Source organism: Halanaerobacter jeridensis (assembly GCF_016908315.1).
GTDB classification, from domain to species: Bacteria; Bacillota; Halanaerobiia; order Halobacteroidales; family Halobacteroidaceae; genus Halanaerobacter; species Halanaerobacter jeridensis.
This window is the reverse complement of the sequence record NZ_JAFBDQ010000030.1, coordinates 1-15,555: the sequence shown is the minus strand read 5'-3', so window position 1 is coordinate 15,555 and position 15,555 is coordinate 1. Positions and strand designations below refer to the sequence as shown.

The 15,555-nt window shown below is 28.4% G+C and carries 11 protein-coding genes; 2 read left to right on the top strand and 9 right to left on the bottom strand.

Going from position 1 to position 15,555, the window contains the following annotated elements:
• Positions 1–753: 753 nt before the first annotated feature.
• Both JOC47_RS14910 and JOC47_RS14905 read right to left on the bottom strand, forming a co-directional pair.
• Positions 754–1,164, bottom strand: coding sequence for a hypothetical protein (locus tag JOC47_RS14910; protein WP_204703197.1), 411 nt, complete (start codon positions 1,162–1,164; stop codon positions 754–756).
• A 47-nt stretch (positions 1,165–1,211) separates the two neighbouring features.
• Positions 1,212–1,658, bottom strand: coding sequence for a hypothetical protein (locus JOC47_RS14905; RefSeq protein ID WP_204703196.1), 447 nt, complete (start codon positions 1,656–1,658; stop codon positions 1,212–1,214).
• 1,035 nt (positions 1,659–2,693) lie between these two features.
• On the opposite strand from JOC47_RS14905, the gene JOC47_RS14900 reads away from it, so the two are divergent.
• A complete protein-coding gene (locus JOC47_RS14900) occupies positions 2,694–2,918 on the top strand; it encodes an AbrB/MazE/SpoVT family DNA-binding domain-containing protein (RefSeq protein ID WP_204703195.1) in 225 nt (74 codons plus the stop codon).
• The gene (locus tag JOC47_RS14895; RefSeq protein ID WP_204703194.1) at positions 2,915–3,307 is read left to right on the top strand and encodes a type II toxin-antitoxin system death-on-curing family toxin; all 393 of its coding nucleotides are present in this window, start codon (positions 2,915–2,917) and stop codon (positions 3,305–3,307) included. The genes JOC47_RS14900 and JOC47_RS14895 overlap by 4 nt, the downstream gene beginning before the upstream one ends.
• A 16-nt stretch (positions 3,308–3,323) precedes the next feature.
• On the opposite strand, the gene JOC47_RS15825 is transcribed toward JOC47_RS14895, so the two are convergent.
• The 7 genes from JOC47_RS15825 to JOC47_RS14865 form a co-directional block, all read right to left on the bottom strand.
• A complete protein-coding gene (locus JOC47_RS15825) occupies positions 3,324–3,446 on the bottom strand; it encodes a hypothetical protein (protein WP_275579440.1) in 123 nt (40 codons plus the stop codon).
• A gap of 1,750 nt (positions 3,447–5,196) precedes the next feature.
• The gene (locus JOC47_RS14890) at positions 5,197–5,940 is read right to left on the bottom strand and encodes a DUF116 domain-containing protein (protein ID WP_204703193.1); all 744 of its coding nucleotides are present in this window, start codon (positions 5,938–5,940) and stop codon (positions 5,197–5,199) included.
• A 361-nt stretch (positions 5,941–6,301) separates the two neighbouring features.
• Positions 6,302–8,365, bottom strand: a complete 2,064-nt coding sequence (locus tag JOC47_RS14885; RefSeq protein WP_204703191.1) for a P-loop NTPase fold protein — start codon at positions 8,363–8,365, stop codon at positions 6,302–6,304.
• 218 nt (positions 8,366–8,583) lie between these two features.
• Positions 8,584–11,832 carry a DEAD/DEAH box helicase gene (locus JOC47_RS14880; RefSeq protein WP_204703190.1) on the bottom strand — a complete coding sequence of 1,083 codons (3,249 nt, stop codon included), beginning with the start codon at positions 11,830–11,832 and terminating at the stop codon, positions 8,584–8,586.
• A 229-nt stretch (positions 11,833–12,061) separates the two neighbouring features.
• Complete coding sequence (locus JOC47_RS14875; protein WP_204703189.1) at positions 12,062–13,807, bottom strand: hypothetical protein; 1,746 nt, start codon at positions 13,805–13,807, stop codon at positions 12,062–12,064.
• A gap of 937 nt (positions 13,808–14,744) precedes the next feature.
• Positions 14,745–15,167: a toxin-antitoxin system TumE family protein gene (locus JOC47_RS14870; protein WP_204703188.1), complete on the bottom strand. Its 423-nt coding sequence runs from the start codon at positions 15,165–15,167 to the stop codon at positions 14,745–14,747.
• 17 nt (positions 15,168–15,184) lie between these two features.
• Positions 15,185–15,451 carry a hypothetical protein gene (locus tag JOC47_RS14865; RefSeq protein ID WP_204703187.1) on the bottom strand — a complete coding sequence of 89 codons (267 nt, stop codon included), beginning with the start codon at positions 15,449–15,451 and terminating at the stop codon, positions 15,185–15,187.
• Between the last annotated feature and the right edge of the window lie 104 nt (positions 15,452–15,555).

Here is a 15,555-nt window from a genome sequence, read left to right as displayed (position 1 = left end):
CCCTAATAAAAAATCAAAACGCTCTCCATTTAGCCTAACTCCTGTCCAGCACCGCACTGGTTTTCCTACCGAAGAGACTTGCCCAAAACTTCCCTACCCAAGGATCTAGAAAGGTTTTATTCTTGCCCCCCCTTCCCTCTTTTCAACTTTCTCTGCAAGATAGAAGTTGACTACATCAATCTAGCCATGCTATACCATAAGATGTTTCATTACTCTTATGCTCTTTATTCTGCATCAAAAATTTACAAGTAGTCACACTTCTATCCTAAAAATAATCCAAAGGAATAAACTTACACAATAATAAATAGGTTAGGAAATGTTACGAAAATATTGCTAAAGCTTTTTTTGAATTAAATCTTTTACTTGAGGTTTTAACAAAAGATTTTAATAAAAGGTTTATTTTTCTTTTAAACATGTAACTAAAAAAGCTCTATTAAACTCTTTCATCTACTATCAGTAATCCTAAGCCTATAAAAAAACCACTATTTCCTAACCTTCCCTCGAAAATAGTGATCTCTTACTGGTTGGATTCTATAACTAAAAATCAATATACTAGTTCTTTCACATAACGTCCCTGGGGTTCGCGACGTCTAGCTCAACCCTTTTATAACTTGTCCTTCCTCTAAAACTTTCATATGTAATCTCTACCTTCACCCATCCTCCTAGCCTAGATGTCGCTAACCCCATGTTATGTGATGTTCCTGACGCCATAAAAAAATTTATTTTATACTTTTACTCTTCTCAAAATCACAATTAATTTTTACTTTTTATTCCTCTATAACTTTCCTCTCTAGATACTAATCTCCAATTGAATATTGGACCTATACCTGGAACAATACCTATTTTATTAGCACCTAGCATTATTCCTACTCCAATATGCATATTAAAACTTATTTTAATATCATATTTTCTATTGTATGGAAGCATTCTCTCATCATGCAATTTAAAAATACTAATAACTCCACCTACTTTTTTAGGTAAACCATCATAACCAAATTCCCAATTAAGCTCCCCACTAAATAAGCTTGCATAAGTTTTTTGAGCACCATAATCATTATATTTGCCTAATTTTGAGAACCCTCTCTCAAAATTATAATTATTACTATAAACTCCAAATAATAATACTATTAATAGCATTATTATAGGAAATGATTTTTTCATCATAATTAACCATCCTTTGCATAAAACTAAATTTTAAATTAATAACTAGTTTACATAGAAAATGGAGCAGATATAATTGTTGATATTACTTTTAAAAACATTAATCCTGCTAATATAAAACTAAAAACTTTACAATATTCAGAAAAAGATTTTTCTTTACTTAGCCAATAAGTAGCTAAAACTAATAGTATAGTTGGCAAAAACATAAGATTTAAAATTTTATTTTGCAACAACAAAGAACTAATAAACACAACGAATATTGAAATACTTACTTTTAAATCTTCAAATTTTTCATCAACAAAATTTTTAGCAACAAGAATAATTCCTATAAACCAAATTAAAATAAACCATATCCCAGAAAATAAACCAATAAAAAACAAAACAAAAAATACTATATTAAACTTCCAATCATCTAATTCCCATTTTCTAAATAATTTAGGATAAACAAAAGAAAAAATTAACCCAAATAACATCTGCAAAACTAATTCTAAATTCATACTTTTTTGTCACCTCCTTTATTTAAATTTGTTTTATAAATATTTCTAAAAAAATTACCGCTAGAAATAAATACTAAGTCAGGAATGTCACATAACGTCCTTGGGGTTCGCGACGTCATATATTTCTTTCATTACTAATTATAAACCTAAATTTTATAAGTCATTGCGGCAACAATAATCTCTAACACTTATGATGTCGCTAACCCTATGTTATGCGATGGTTCAAGTTGCCTTCCCCTTTCACTTTAAAACTTAAAAGAATCTTAAATTGCAATTCTCAATAATGAAAAAGATAATTTATATTAGGTTTTCAATTCTTTTACTCTTTTCCATAAGGTTTTGATTGCCCCCTAATATCTTTATTTTTTTATGCTTTACCCCAAATCTTTTAAAAGTTTTAAGGGGTACTTTTTTTGTTCTACCAAATGTTTTTTTATCTTTTTTGTATTTTTCAAAAGGTTTCCCCAGAAGGTTTAAAGGTTATGCTTTTTTCTGCTTTACCCAAATGTTCTTTAATTCTTTTACCTCTTTTATATTTCCCAAAATGTTTTTCCAAGAAGGTCTAAAGGTTCTATGATTTTAGGTTTAACCAAGTTTTTTTATAAGATCTTACATCACACTTTTTACCCCACTATTTGAAAGTTAAGCCGATATGAAATCTTTACTTCCAATAATGAAAACAAGTTTTTTAAAATATTTTCAATCTTTTATAAGTAGTTTTAAAAGAATTAAAGTCTTTATGATCTTTTGTTTTACCCAAGTGTTTTCGATCTTTTATCTTTTTAACTTGAACTGTCGCATAACGTCCCTGCGATTCGCGACGTCTCGCTAATGCTGCTATAATTTGCTTATTCTCCTAAATTTCATAAGTCAGTGCTTAACCTTGCCTCTCCCTCTATACCTAGATGTCGCTAATCGCATGTTATGTGATGTTTTGCCTAAAATATTTCTAACGATTTTTCTAATACCTATCAATTTTAATTTTGGTTGAATATTATGTAATACAAATGTTATAATATAAGTGAGGTGATAATAATGCAAACTATTAAAATTCGTAAAGTTGGTAACAGCTACGGTTTTACTATTCCAAAAGAGCTTATGGAAAAATATCATTTAGAAGAAGGAGAAGAACTTCATCTTATTGAACAAAATGATGGGTTCACTTTAACTCCTTATGATCCTGAATTTGAAGAATGGACTGAATCATTTGAAAAAACTAATAAAAAATTTAAAAACACATTAAAGGAATTATCTAAATGAAAAATGTAAACTTTATTCCTAAAAAAGTTATATTGTATTTTCATGAACAATTAATACAAATTTATGGAGGAAGTCCAGGCATCCGGGATGAAAACCTCCTTGATTCTGCTATTCAACAACCCAAAAGTTCTTTTAATGGAGACTATTTGCATAATAATATCTTTGAAATGGCATCAGCTTATGGATTTCATCTATGCAGAAACCACCCATTTATAGATGGTAATAAACGTGTCGCTTTAGTTGCTATGGATACTTTTCTACAAAATAACGGCTATGAAATATCTGCTTCTGAAAAAGAAACTTATAAAATCATAATAGAACTATCAGCTGAAAATTTATCTAAAAGTGACTTAACACAATGGTTAAAACAAAATACTACTTCTATCTAACTTCTTAGGGTTTGATTTAGCCTAAGAAGTTTTGTTTTTTAAATCCAATTACCTTCAAGCAAAATGTCACATAACGTCCCGCAGCTTCGCGACGTCTCACTGTTGCTCCTCTACTTTTGCCTATTCTCCTGAATTTCATAAGTCAGCGCGTGACCCTGCCCTATCCTCTGCACCTAGATGTCGCTAAGTTGCTGTTATGTGATGGAGTTGTTCGGTAACCCATAAAAATAAATTCTGCTATTGCTATTAACTTAGCTAAAAAATATTCTATTTCGCATCACAAAACAATTCTATCCCTAGCCAAAACTATCTACCTGAGGGAAAGGGGGCAGAACTTCTACATTGCTAATCAATAAAATATTTCTCTCAATTATGTAATTCTTGCTAATATATATAAACCCTTCATAAAATAATCCAATTTCTAAAAAGATAAAAAATGAATTCCCAACTTCCACATTCAAAATGAAATTAAGGAGTTAGCTAATAAAATATTGCAATGCTATTCCAAGGTTTTATCGTCACTCACAATGCTCCCTACTAAAAAATCAAAACGCTCTCCATTTAGCTTAACTCCTGCCCAGCACCGCACTGGTTTTCCTAACGGAAAGACCAGCCCAATAATTCCCTAATCAAGGATGAAGAAAGGTTTTCTTCTGCCCCCCTTTCCCTTTTTTAACTTTCTCTGCAAGCTAGAAGTTGACTACATCAATCTATCCATGCTATACCATAAGAGGTTTAATTACTCTTATGCTATTTATTCTGCATCAAAAATTTACAAGTAGTCACACTTCTATCTTAAAAATAATCCAAATGAATAAACTTACACAATGATAAAGAGGTTAGGAAATGTTACAAAAATATTGCTGAAGCTTTTTTTGAATTGAATCTTTTACTTGAGGTTTTAACAAAAGATTTTAATAAAAGGTTTATTTTTCTTTTAAACATGTAACTAAAAAAGCTCTATTAAACTCTTTCATCTGCTATCAGTAATCCTAAGCCTATAAAAAAACCACTATTTCCTAACCTTCCCTCGAAAATAGTGATCTCTTACTAGTTGGATTCTATACCGGAAAATTAGTCGCTAAACTCTTTCACATAACGTCCCTGGGCTTCGCGACGTCTCGGCAATGCTCCTCTATTCTGCTCATCCTCCTAAATTTCATAAGTCAGTGCGTGACCCTGCAATATCCTCTGTGCCTAGATGTCGCTAAGCTCATGTTATGTGATGTAGTTAGCAAAAGATATTTTCTATATTCTCCAAAACCTATGCAAGCACTTCTAAATTATGCTAAACCTATTCTACTCACCTTTGCTAATGAGACTTTTCTTCCACAATCCTTCCCAAACAGCTCTAATTAGAGTTCTCTTACAACTATAATTCTATAACTTTAAAAAAAGAATAAACCGAAAGAGATAGAGTAGATATCATTCCCTAAAATGGTTCTTAAATATGTTTTTAACTTCACCATGCTCAAAAACTTGCTTCTAAACCTGAGCATCTTCGCCTAAAAAATAAAACTGACACAAAATATAACCTAGGTCTCGCTATTGGACTTGCTTAAAACAAATATACTGCCACATAACTTATATAAGCTTCACCCTATATTTGCTTTCCTAATATAAAAAAGCATCTACTCTATCTCTTGATCGGTCTTAGGATTCTGCAGCATTTCCTATTCTAATATAAACAAACCCATTTGCTAACTATGTCACATAACGTCCCGCAACTTCGCGACGTCCTCGCTAATGCTCTGTAACCTAATTTTAATGCACCCTGAATATCATAAGTCAGCCCCACCCCTCATTTATACTCTGTGAATGGATGTCGCTAAGCTGCTGTTATGCGATCGTATCCAGCTCCCACGTTCCCCCTATTTTAATATCTCTAATTAAGATAATAATTTTTCCAAAGCTTTTTCTACTTCTTCTATATTTACTTTTGTGTTAAAACATGGACCATGTGGTCTTAAATTAATTACTCCAAAAACTGGTAAAGGATAAACATCTTGAATTGCACTACTTAAATCTCTTTCACAAGCAATCCCTATTATCGCTTCTGGTTTTAATTGTTTCACTTGTTTTCTAGCCACAGTTCCACCCGTTACAATTTCTAATTGTATACCATATTTTTCACTCAATTCAATTAAATCTTGAATCTGACATTGTCCACATTGCTGGCAATTATCACAGTCAGCAGTTACTCGATAAATACATTCTGACCACTGTATACAGTGAGGAGTAAAAAGTAATATCTTTTCTGGTTTTACTTCTATCTCTCCTGGATTTATTAATTGATTGTTTGTCTTAATAAAAGAAAGTAAAATTTCGTCCTTATTAAATCCAAAATAACTTCCCAATTTAATTATTATCGGAAGGAAATATGAAATAACTAATTTAGTAAAAAATATTAATCCAGAAATTGGTTCCCCTCTTTGAGTAATTAATAATATACCTATGACTCCCAAAATTAAAATAATATCTATTACTGTTAGTAAAATTCCTAAAATCATTATTATTCCATCTGTTAATATATCAAATCCAAAAAAATTTGACCACAATGCAATAACTATAATTGTAATAAATAGAAAAGATAATATTAATAAATTTATAAACGTCTTTTTAGATTCCCTCATTATTTACCTCCTATTTTAAATCTTCTTCCATCAGATTTGCTCTTACAAATATAAAAATCAAATTAATTACAAATTGAATAAGAAAAGAATCAGTTAAACTAATTTTGTATTTTTTACTTATGATATACTTATTTTCTAAATGCAATACATTCATTTTCAAAGGGCATAGCTGGATATGTCGCATAACGTCCCTGGGGTTCGCGACGTCTAGCTTAATGCTCCTATAACTTGTCCATCCTCTAAAACTTTCATATGTGATCCCTACCTTCACCTATCCTCCTAGCCTAGATGTCGCTAACCCCATGTTATACGAAGGCATTAGTTCAATTTAAATAATAAATCATATTCTTTAACCAAACTATTATTTATTATTTTCTAGTTCTTTAGTTATTTTATCTATTGAATTTGATAACCTTTGGACTAAATAAAATCTCAATTTAAGATCTGTATTCTCTAATTCATCTAAATAATTATCAATTCTTTCTTTTAATAAACAAAGTTTTTCTTCATATCCATGATATTGTTTATTTAAATCTCCATTTTCATATTTGTGAAGTAAGAAATTACCTAAATCAGTAATATATTCATTGCTGAATTTATTCTCCTTAATATTCTCTATAAATTTATCGATATCAATATAAACTATAATTGGTTTAAATAAATACTCTTTACTACTAGTTATACAATCAAAGAACTCTTCTGGATTGCTATTTATTAATTTTGCAACTTCTTTTATATCTTTATTTTTTTGTTTTTTTAATATTTTCTCAACTTGCTCCAATGTAAAGTCTTTAATTTCTTCACAAAATTCTATATATTTACTTTCTAATTCATTAGTTTTATAAAGATTAAACTTAGTTTCTATAGAATTAATACTTATGCTAGAAATTTCATCATAACTATGTTTTTTTCTTGAAACTTTAATACCATCTTTAAACTTTTCTTTTAATTCATCTAAATTTTTACTTATAACTCTATAGTGAGCTAATTTGGAAATATTATAAAATAGTTCTGGGTAAACTCCCAATTTATAATTACCTTTTTCAGCATTTTGAATAACATCATCAATTTTTGAATAAAAATCACTATCATCTAAATTCCACCAATTATTTAATATAGATTCTAATTTAGGATTCTTTTCTCTTCTTTTCATTATTTCTTTTCTTTCTTCTTTGATTTCTTTTATCTCTCTTTTTAATTCTTCTTTATTTAAAAAACCTTTCATTACATATTGGAATATCATAGGAGAAAAATATAAATCAATTCCCTTTTGATAATAATTATTTATGATTTTTCTAATAAACTCAAGTTCTTCTTTATAATCATTTTTATCAGATTCATATATTAAACCTGAAGGAGAATAGTAAAGTAAATCATATTCTATTAATTTTTCTAATTCACCTTTAGAATAAAGTCCAGACCTTATCTCAAAAGAAACAGCCAAAGTAAATATTAATAAATTATCATCTATTTCATCAAATAAATCATTCTCATATAGATAAGAATATATCTTTTTAAAATCAGCTAATCCATGCTTTAAAGAACGAATATTTTTATCACTTCTATAAAGAGTATCTATAATAATATCTTTTTTACTTTCCAGAAAACTATTATATTTTTTATTAATATTTTCTTCTACTTTGCTATTTTTTTCACTATCCAAAAATTTACTTATCAAATTATCTATTACTTCATTACAATATTCTTTAGTAAGACTAAACTCTATAGTTTTTCCAATGAGTTTCTCTTTTATTTTCTTATAATGACTATATTCAGAAAAAATCCTTTTAATCTTTGAATCGAATTCGTCAATGTTTTCCTCTATTGTTTTTTCACTTTTGAAAAAATATTTTGCAATATCTATTTTAGAAGAAACATTTTGTTTTAAAGATGGATTATATATTTCATTTTCATTTGCAATGATAATAGTTTTTATCATATCATGTTCAACAAAATTATTAATATATCCCATGATTTCTTCAACTGGAAGATTACATCTTTCTAAATCATCAAAACCAAGAACTGATTTTTCTAAATCAACTAAATTTTCTAAATCTGCCTCTTCTTTAAAATTAGTCCCAAATTTATTATCAGATACATTAATTAAAGTTTTAGTTAATTCAAATCCTTTTTCTTTCAATTTATTAATTTTTTCTCCACCTATATCGTCTAATTTCCCTGATAATTTAGATAGCAAACCATCTTCCATTTTGCTCAAAAATATCTTTCTTCCTATTTCTGATAAACTAGTTACTCCATATAAAGATACATAAATAGATTCATAACCTTCATCATTTATTTCAGTTTGTAAATTATTTTTCCAATAATATGTTTTTCCACTTCCCCATTCACCATTTATTAAAATGGCATAGTCTGTTTCTTCTCTTTCTAAATAGTCTAATACTGCTTTTTTTACTTTTAACATAAATTTCACTCCTTTTTAAATTTATATTTTCACTACAAAAATCTAATTTGCTGATGCTTTCGTATAACGTCCCTAGGGTTCGCGACGTCTAGCTTAAACCTCCTATAACATGTCCATCCTCCGAAACTTTCATATGTAATCCCTAACCTTGCAATTCTTCATAGCCTAGATGTCGCTAACCCTATGTTATCGGAAGTTCAAACATGTTACTTTTAAATTTATTCACTAGCAATAATACTTAAATTTATATCATAAGTTTCTTTTAAATAATTTTCTGTTGCTCCAAGCAATTCTAATTGATCATTACTAACCTTACATTTTGATAACCCTGGTTGTACAATATAAATGTCTAAATTATAAGAATAAAATTTAGACATTCTTTTAATTTTTAATAATTTTTCAAGACTCCCCTTTTCAAATCTTGAAACTCTATTCTCATTAATTCGTTTTTCTTCTCTTTTCTTAATATGATTAATCAATACCAATATATCCTGTTTCCAGTAAATACTCTTTTGTGTTTGACCACAAACATCATAAAGATCATTTATTCTATAACCAGGCTTTTCTCCATGGGAATATTTACAATGATAAAATTCAACTCCTATACTTTTACTTTCTTCATCTACTTTAAATGTTACTATATCAGCAGCTTCTCCTGCATCATCAATAATCAAATTATAATCCCGTTGCATTAATTTTTGAATAACATTATACTGTATTGAATCTTCTTTTTTCTCTTCGTTTTGAGACTCTTTTTTTATATCAACACCATCCCAATTCCAAACTTTAATTTTTTCTTTATTAAAAGGACTATAGTTTTCATCTTCAGGTTTAACATAAATATTCCCCTGTAAATATGATCCATCAGCAAATCTAATTACAGGTGGTTCATTATTTTTAAACCATTCAGTTAATTCATTAGTTTCATTACCAGTTTTAATTTTAGTTGATATATTACCAGATCTTTTATAATAATAATTCCCCTCCACTGATTTATCAAAAACTAATTCAAAAAATTCTGCAAAATCTTCACTAAAAATCTTAAATTTTAAATTACCTTTAGTATCTCTATCTATTAACTCAATACTTGTTTCATATAGCGGATAATCAGATTCATCAAAAATTATATTAATTGTAGTTTGATATTCTATAAGAAAACTCTCTGGCCATTCAATACCAACTGGCATTAAATTAGGTCTTTCCTCAATCACTTCAGGTTTTAATACTCCATTTATTAAATCATCTATATCTATTTGATCATTTTTTAATTTTTCTCCAACTAAACCACACCAATTACACCATTCTAATAAATCGACTCGCTTTTTTGACCATATTTTCCCTTTATATGAACAACCTATACTTGTTTTTTGACCATTTTCATAACCAAGGCCAAAAATATTAGATTTAATAGTATTTCGTTTTTGAGCATCAGAAAGACCTTCAACTATATCAGTTCCTGCATACATTCTAAATCTTACTGGACCATTAATGGCATTACTCAGACCTACATTCTGAAGAATTATCCTATTAATACCATCAAAACATCTAAAAACTTTTTCTCCAGATATAATATTATAATCTTGAATTATAGAATCGGCTAATTTTTGACTTCCACCTGAAGCTGTACTATTTATAAAAAGAAGATTTTGATCTGCATTCCAATATGCCACATATAAATCCCAAGAAATATTTGATATTTTCTTTACCTTCCCCCATGGGACAGAATTATAATTTTTCTTAATAATAATTAAAATGTTTTTTTCATGATTTATTGTGTGTATAATTTCAGAATTTTTATAAAATGCTTCTGTGAAATTTTCTGGATCCCAAGTATTAGAGGAGGATTCATAAACAACAGTACTCATCGCAATAGAAATATTTTGAATTGAAATTTCATCAATTTTATTTTTAGTAAAGCCATCTATTAAATTAGATAATTTGATTTTATCATTAATTTTTTTATTACTATTATCTTTTAAAATAAAATTCCAATCTGCATCTTCACTATATAATTTCTGCAAAGTATCATTAACATCTGGATCTGCGATATTTGCAATAAATGTAGCTTCTCCAATATTACTTTTAGTTCTTGTAAATCTTCCTGTGAATTGAAGAGTTACTCCTAAACTTTTATGTATATCATGTAAAGCAGCTATTTTTAATTCTGGTAAATCAAAACCTTCTCCAAACATATCTACACAAACCACAATCTTAGACTCTTTAGCTTTAATTTTAGAAAAAACTTTTTCCTTTTCAGTTTTATTCAAGTTGCTATGTACAAACACAGGATTAAATTTTTCATAACTTTCATATAAAGAAAAAACTTCTTTTACTCGCTTAATAGTTTTAACTCTAGCCATTAAAATATGTTCAAATCCATTGGATATATCTTCTTTCAATTGTTCAACAGCCTTTTCTGCAATTGCTTTATCTGCTGAAGAAATTGTAAATTCCACTATAGGTTCAAAATTGATTTTTTTGAAATAACCTTCTTTTTGAGCCTGATGTAAAGGATAGTTAAATATTATTTCACCATCAATATTTTTTCCATCATTTCGAAAAGGAGTCGCTGTAAATTGAATTATTTGTTTATTAGAAAAGTTATTTCTAAACTTCCTCCAAGTAGGTGCTCCTATATGATGTGCTTCATCAATAAACAAATGAGAACACTGTTCAGAAATTTTTTCTTGTACTCTAGTGTTACATATATTTATAAGGCGCATTGTTGAAACAATAACATTACAACTTTTAAAAAATTGATTTGCTTCTTCTATTGTATTTAATTTATGCTTCAAAATACCAACAACAGGATATTTAACTTTTTCTTTTACTATACCAAATTTTTTAAGAATACCTAGCGAAATAAATTTATCTGAAATTTGTTTTCGTAATGTAGACCTTGGTACAATAACTAATACTTTATCACATTCCTTTGCTATTAGTAAACCTAACATTGTTTCTGTTTTACCAGTGCCAGTTGGCATTACAATAGTGGCTGGTTTATCTGATACAATTGAATGTGACATCATAGAATGAATTGCACCAATTTGAGGTGGTCTTAAACCAGACTGCACTATTTCATTTTCTTCATTTCTTATTTCTTTTTTAAAAGAGAAACTATTCCTCCAAGATTTTTTTGTTTCTTTCACATTGAAATCAAAATCAACTTTTTCTCCAAAATTCATCTTTGGGTGCTTCTCCCAAATTAAATTAGATTGAACATTTAGTTTGTTATCTCCTTTTAATCGTAAAACCTTATTAAAACCATCTGGGATTTGAGCACTATTTTCTATTATCAATATATTATCCTCTTTTAAAATATAACCTTTGACACGATTTTGTTCATATTTTTCAAGTTTGAAATCACCTTTTTTTGAAGGCAAAACCAGTTGTTTTATCACATTATCATTACAAACCTTACAATTGATTTTATATATTGGAGGCAGCACTAGTTTTTTTGATTTCATAATATCACCTCATTTTAAATTATTAATGAAATTAAAGAGCACTTGCTAATGTTTGAATTTCCGATAACGTCCCTGGGATTCGCGACGTCTCGCTACTACTCCTCTACTTTGCTTATCCTCCTAAATTTCATAAGTCAGTGCTGCAACCCTGCCCTATCCTCCGCACCTAGATGTCGCTAATCGCATGTTATGTGAAGTGACAATTGGCTAAAAAACATTTTTACTATACTTAATCATCTATTTTAACTAAATTGTTTTCTAAAGCAAATCCCCAAATAAACAAAACAGAATTTATAATTGAATTGAAAATATTAACATAATAAACCTCAAAAACTTTTTTAGGACATCTTACTGTATGAGCAGCTAAATTTCTTATTACATTAGTAATTATAAAATTCTTTATTACAAAATTCATCCATTCTTTTTTATGAAACTTTTGCTGATTAACTACCTGTTTTAGAACCTTATCTCCATCTTGAGGTTTAACGCTTGTTACAGTCTTCTTTTCACTTTTAAACTTCCCCCACCAAGGCGCTTGATTATTAAAATTAACTAACCATTTCAAACAGTTTTCAAATGTCAACTTACCAGCTCTAGCTTGATTAAATTTATTTCGAATATCATTATTTAAGCAATGATTACCAATATACTTTATGAAATCTTCCACAAAAATACTTAAATTTCTAGTGTGAGTGAATAATTTATCATTAGTAAAAGCATTTCTATTAAACCAATCATGATTTAATTGATTAATAGTTTGTAATAAAAGTGAATGTCCATTTTTACTACAATAATCGCACAAATCAATTATATCTTTCTTCTCCAATTTATACTTTTCTAAAACTTTTGAATTATAGTCTCTTAAATTAGACTTAATAGTTTTAAAAGCATCCTCTTTAGCTTCTTCCAATAAATCGGGGAATATAATATTTAAAGCGTTCTTCTTACATCCATGCAATTTACCTATCTCATTTATTATATTATCAACACTCATTTCTGTAACATAAATAATTAAATCTACTAATTTGGATATGTCTTTTTTTACTTCTTTAGATAATTTTTCTCTTCTATCCTTTTCATAATCAAAATATAAATTACATAATGTTTTTAAAAAATCAAAAATTTCACTTTGGGTTAAATTATATTTATGATAAATCCTGTTTGCATTTTTTTCACATCTGTCATAATAAATTTTATATTTTTCTTCACTTAATTTATAACCAGTATCCTTATTTTGATTTCTTACTAGATATTCAAATTCTCTATTTTGTTCTAAAATATATTGAGAAAGCATATCATAACTTTCTTTTACACTATTGAGATCTTCTAATTTTGTATAATAAAAAGGTTGTTTGATTTTTAATTTATTATCTTTATTAATCAAATCTTCTTCACTAGAAAAAAGATCTTTACTTACATAGAACCCAATTCTATTTTCTCTTCTTACAGCATCTAAATAATGAATTTGCCAATAATGATATAAATGCTCTGCACAACTTTTTGGAGTATAATATCTTTTCCCATTTTCTTCTGCCCAAACTTTAAATTCATAACTATCCCATGGTTTAAATTCTTTTTCTCTAGGATTTAAAATAAATTCATTAAAACCATTATTAATATCATATGGATGTATAATAGAATCTTTATTATAATTTTCACCTTTCACAAAAGATATTTTATCTTTCCAATAGTCAACTTTTTTTAAAAAATCTATTATTCCCTTCCAATTTTTTTGCCAAGATTTAGGAATATCTTGCTGTTTTTCTACTCCCAGCCTTTGTTCTTCAAAAAAACGTGGGATTTCCGCTGGTAAAATCACTCTAATATAAGGATAAAACAATTCCTCTTCTTCCCAAAATTCTAACTCAGATATATCTCTTTTATGAGCACCATTAATTGCCCTAGTTTCAGCAACCTCATAATAATATTTTCTAAATTTTTCTGCTGGCATATATCTTTTACCATAATAATTCATATTATCTCACCTCTATAGTAAAATATTAAATTGTCATTTCACATAACGTCCCTGGGCTTCGCGACGTCTCGGGACTGCTCCTATACTTTTGCTTATCCTCATAAATTTCATAAGTCAGTGCTACAACCCTGCTCTATCCTCTATACCTAGATGTCGCTAAGCTCATGTTATGTGATGTAGTTAGCAAAAGATATTTTCTATATTCTCCAAAACCTATGCAAGCACTTCTAAATTATGCTAAACCTATTCTACTCACCTTTGCTAATGAGACTTTTCTTCCACAATCCTTCCCAAACAGCTCTAATTAGAGTTCTCTTACAACTATAATTCTATAACTTTAAAAAAAGAATAAACCGAAAGAGATAGAGTAGATATCATTCCCTAAAATGGTTCTTAAATATGTTTTTAACTTCACCATGCTCAAAAACTTGCTTCTAAACCTGAGCATCTTCGCCTAAAAAATAAAACTAACACAAAATATAACCTAGGTCTCGCTACTGGACTTGCTTAAAACAAATATACTGCCACATAACTTATATAAGCTTCAGCCTATATTTGCTTTTCTAATATAAAAAAGCATCTTCTCTATCTCTTGATCGGTCTTAGGATTCTGCAGCATTTCCTATTCTAATATAAACAAACCCATTTGCTAACTATGTCACATAACGTCCCTGGGATTCGCGACGTCTCGCTATTGCTACTCTACTTTTGCTGATCCTCCTAAATTTCATAAGTCAGTACCGCAACCCTGCTCTATTCTCTGTACCTAGATGTCGCTAATCTCATGTTATCCGAAGTCCTATTTTCTTTAAAACTAAATACCTATCATAAAAAATAAAGCAACCCAGCAGGGTTGCTAAATAAATTAATAATAAAATTATTGAATGCTTATTTATATATCCTCTATAGTTTTAATTATTGTCCCCCTCTATTTTTTCTAAAAATTTTTTAAATCAATCTTTTTATCTCCTTCTTTAACTTCATCTCCATCATGCTTGTGATGAGGAGAAGTTTTTAAATGCGTATGATGAGGGATTTTATCTTCACCATGATTATGATACCCAAATATGAATTCATTTTCTTCATTATGTAAATTATATAAGTACCTCTTCTTTTTAAGTTTGGGGTCACCAGTCATCTTATCTATTTCAATTTCAATCGTTTCTTCAAACTTTATAGAAGTATCATCAAATCGCTTAATTTCTCCTTCTATATCTCCTTCATAACTTTCTGATCCCTCTTCTATAGGATCATAATCAAGACACTCTATAGATTCAGGCTTAGCATGCTTTGCTTTCTTTATAGGACCTATTACCTTTTTCATAATATGTTCCGTAAATTTATTTTTAATTTCTTTCATAAATTACATTCTCCCCATTACAAATTTATTGCTTTTGGTTTAACATTTTGATTTTTACAATATCTTTCTATTACAGTAATCCATCTTCTATAATCACTATTATGAGGGTCTAGTTCTCCCTCATTATAAAGGTCATAAAATTCTTTTGATTGCATTTCATACTTTTCTTCATAATATTCTAACTCATCTATCGTCTCGTTTAAAATAGTTTCTTTAGACTTAGAAACTATACAATTTTGCAGTTCTTCAAAGCTCATATCTTCATTAATATTAATAGTTTCCATTTTTAAACTCTCCTATTGTGATATTTTATTAGTAAAGCACATTACTTCTAGATAGAAAGCAAGTACTTCACCTTAATTTTTTATCTTTGATATGATATAATTAT

Bases quoted from the DNA above. Each gene is read 5' to 3' on its own strand.
- JOC47_RS14910 (WP_204703197.1), bottom strand. From the start codon at position 1,164: ATGATGAAAAAATCATTTCCTATAATAATGCTATTAATAGTATTATTA.
- JOC47_RS14905 (WP_204703196.1), bottom strand. From the start codon at position 1,658: ATGAATTTAGAATTAGTTTTGCAGATGTTATTTGGGTTAATTTTTTCT.
- JOC47_RS14900 (WP_204703195.1), top strand. From the start codon at position 2,694: ATGCAAACTATTAAAATTCGTAAAGTTGGTAACAGCTACGGTTTTACT.
- JOC47_RS14895 (WP_204703194.1), top strand. From the start codon at position 2,915: ATGAAAAATGTAAACTTTATTCCTAAAAAAGTTATATTGTATTTTCAT.
- JOC47_RS15825 (WP_275579440.1), bottom strand. From the start codon at position 3,446: ATGAAATTCAGGAGAATAGGCAAAAGTAGAGGAGCAACAGTGAGACGT.
- JOC47_RS14890 (WP_204703193.1), bottom strand. From the start codon at position 5,940: ATGAGGGAATCTAAAAAGACGTTTATAAATTTATTAATATTATCTTTT.
- JOC47_RS14885 (WP_204703191.1), bottom strand. From the start codon at position 8,365: ATGTTAAAAGTAAAAAAAGCAGTATTAGACTATTTAGAAAGAGAAGAA.
- JOC47_RS14880 (WP_204703190.1), bottom strand. From the start codon at position 11,832: ATGAAATCAAAAAAACTAGTGCTGCCTCCAATATATAAAATCAATTGT.
- JOC47_RS14875 (WP_204703189.1), bottom strand. From the start codon at position 13,807: ATGAATTATTATGGTAAAAGATATATGCCAGCAGAAAAATTTAGAAAA.
- JOC47_RS14870 (WP_204703188.1), bottom strand. From the start codon at position 15,167: ATGAAAGAAATTAAAAATAAATTTACGGAACATATTATGAAAAAGGTA.
- JOC47_RS14865 (WP_204703187.1), bottom strand. From the start codon at position 15,451: ATGGAAACTATTAATATTAATGAAGATATGAGCTTTGAAGAACTGCAA.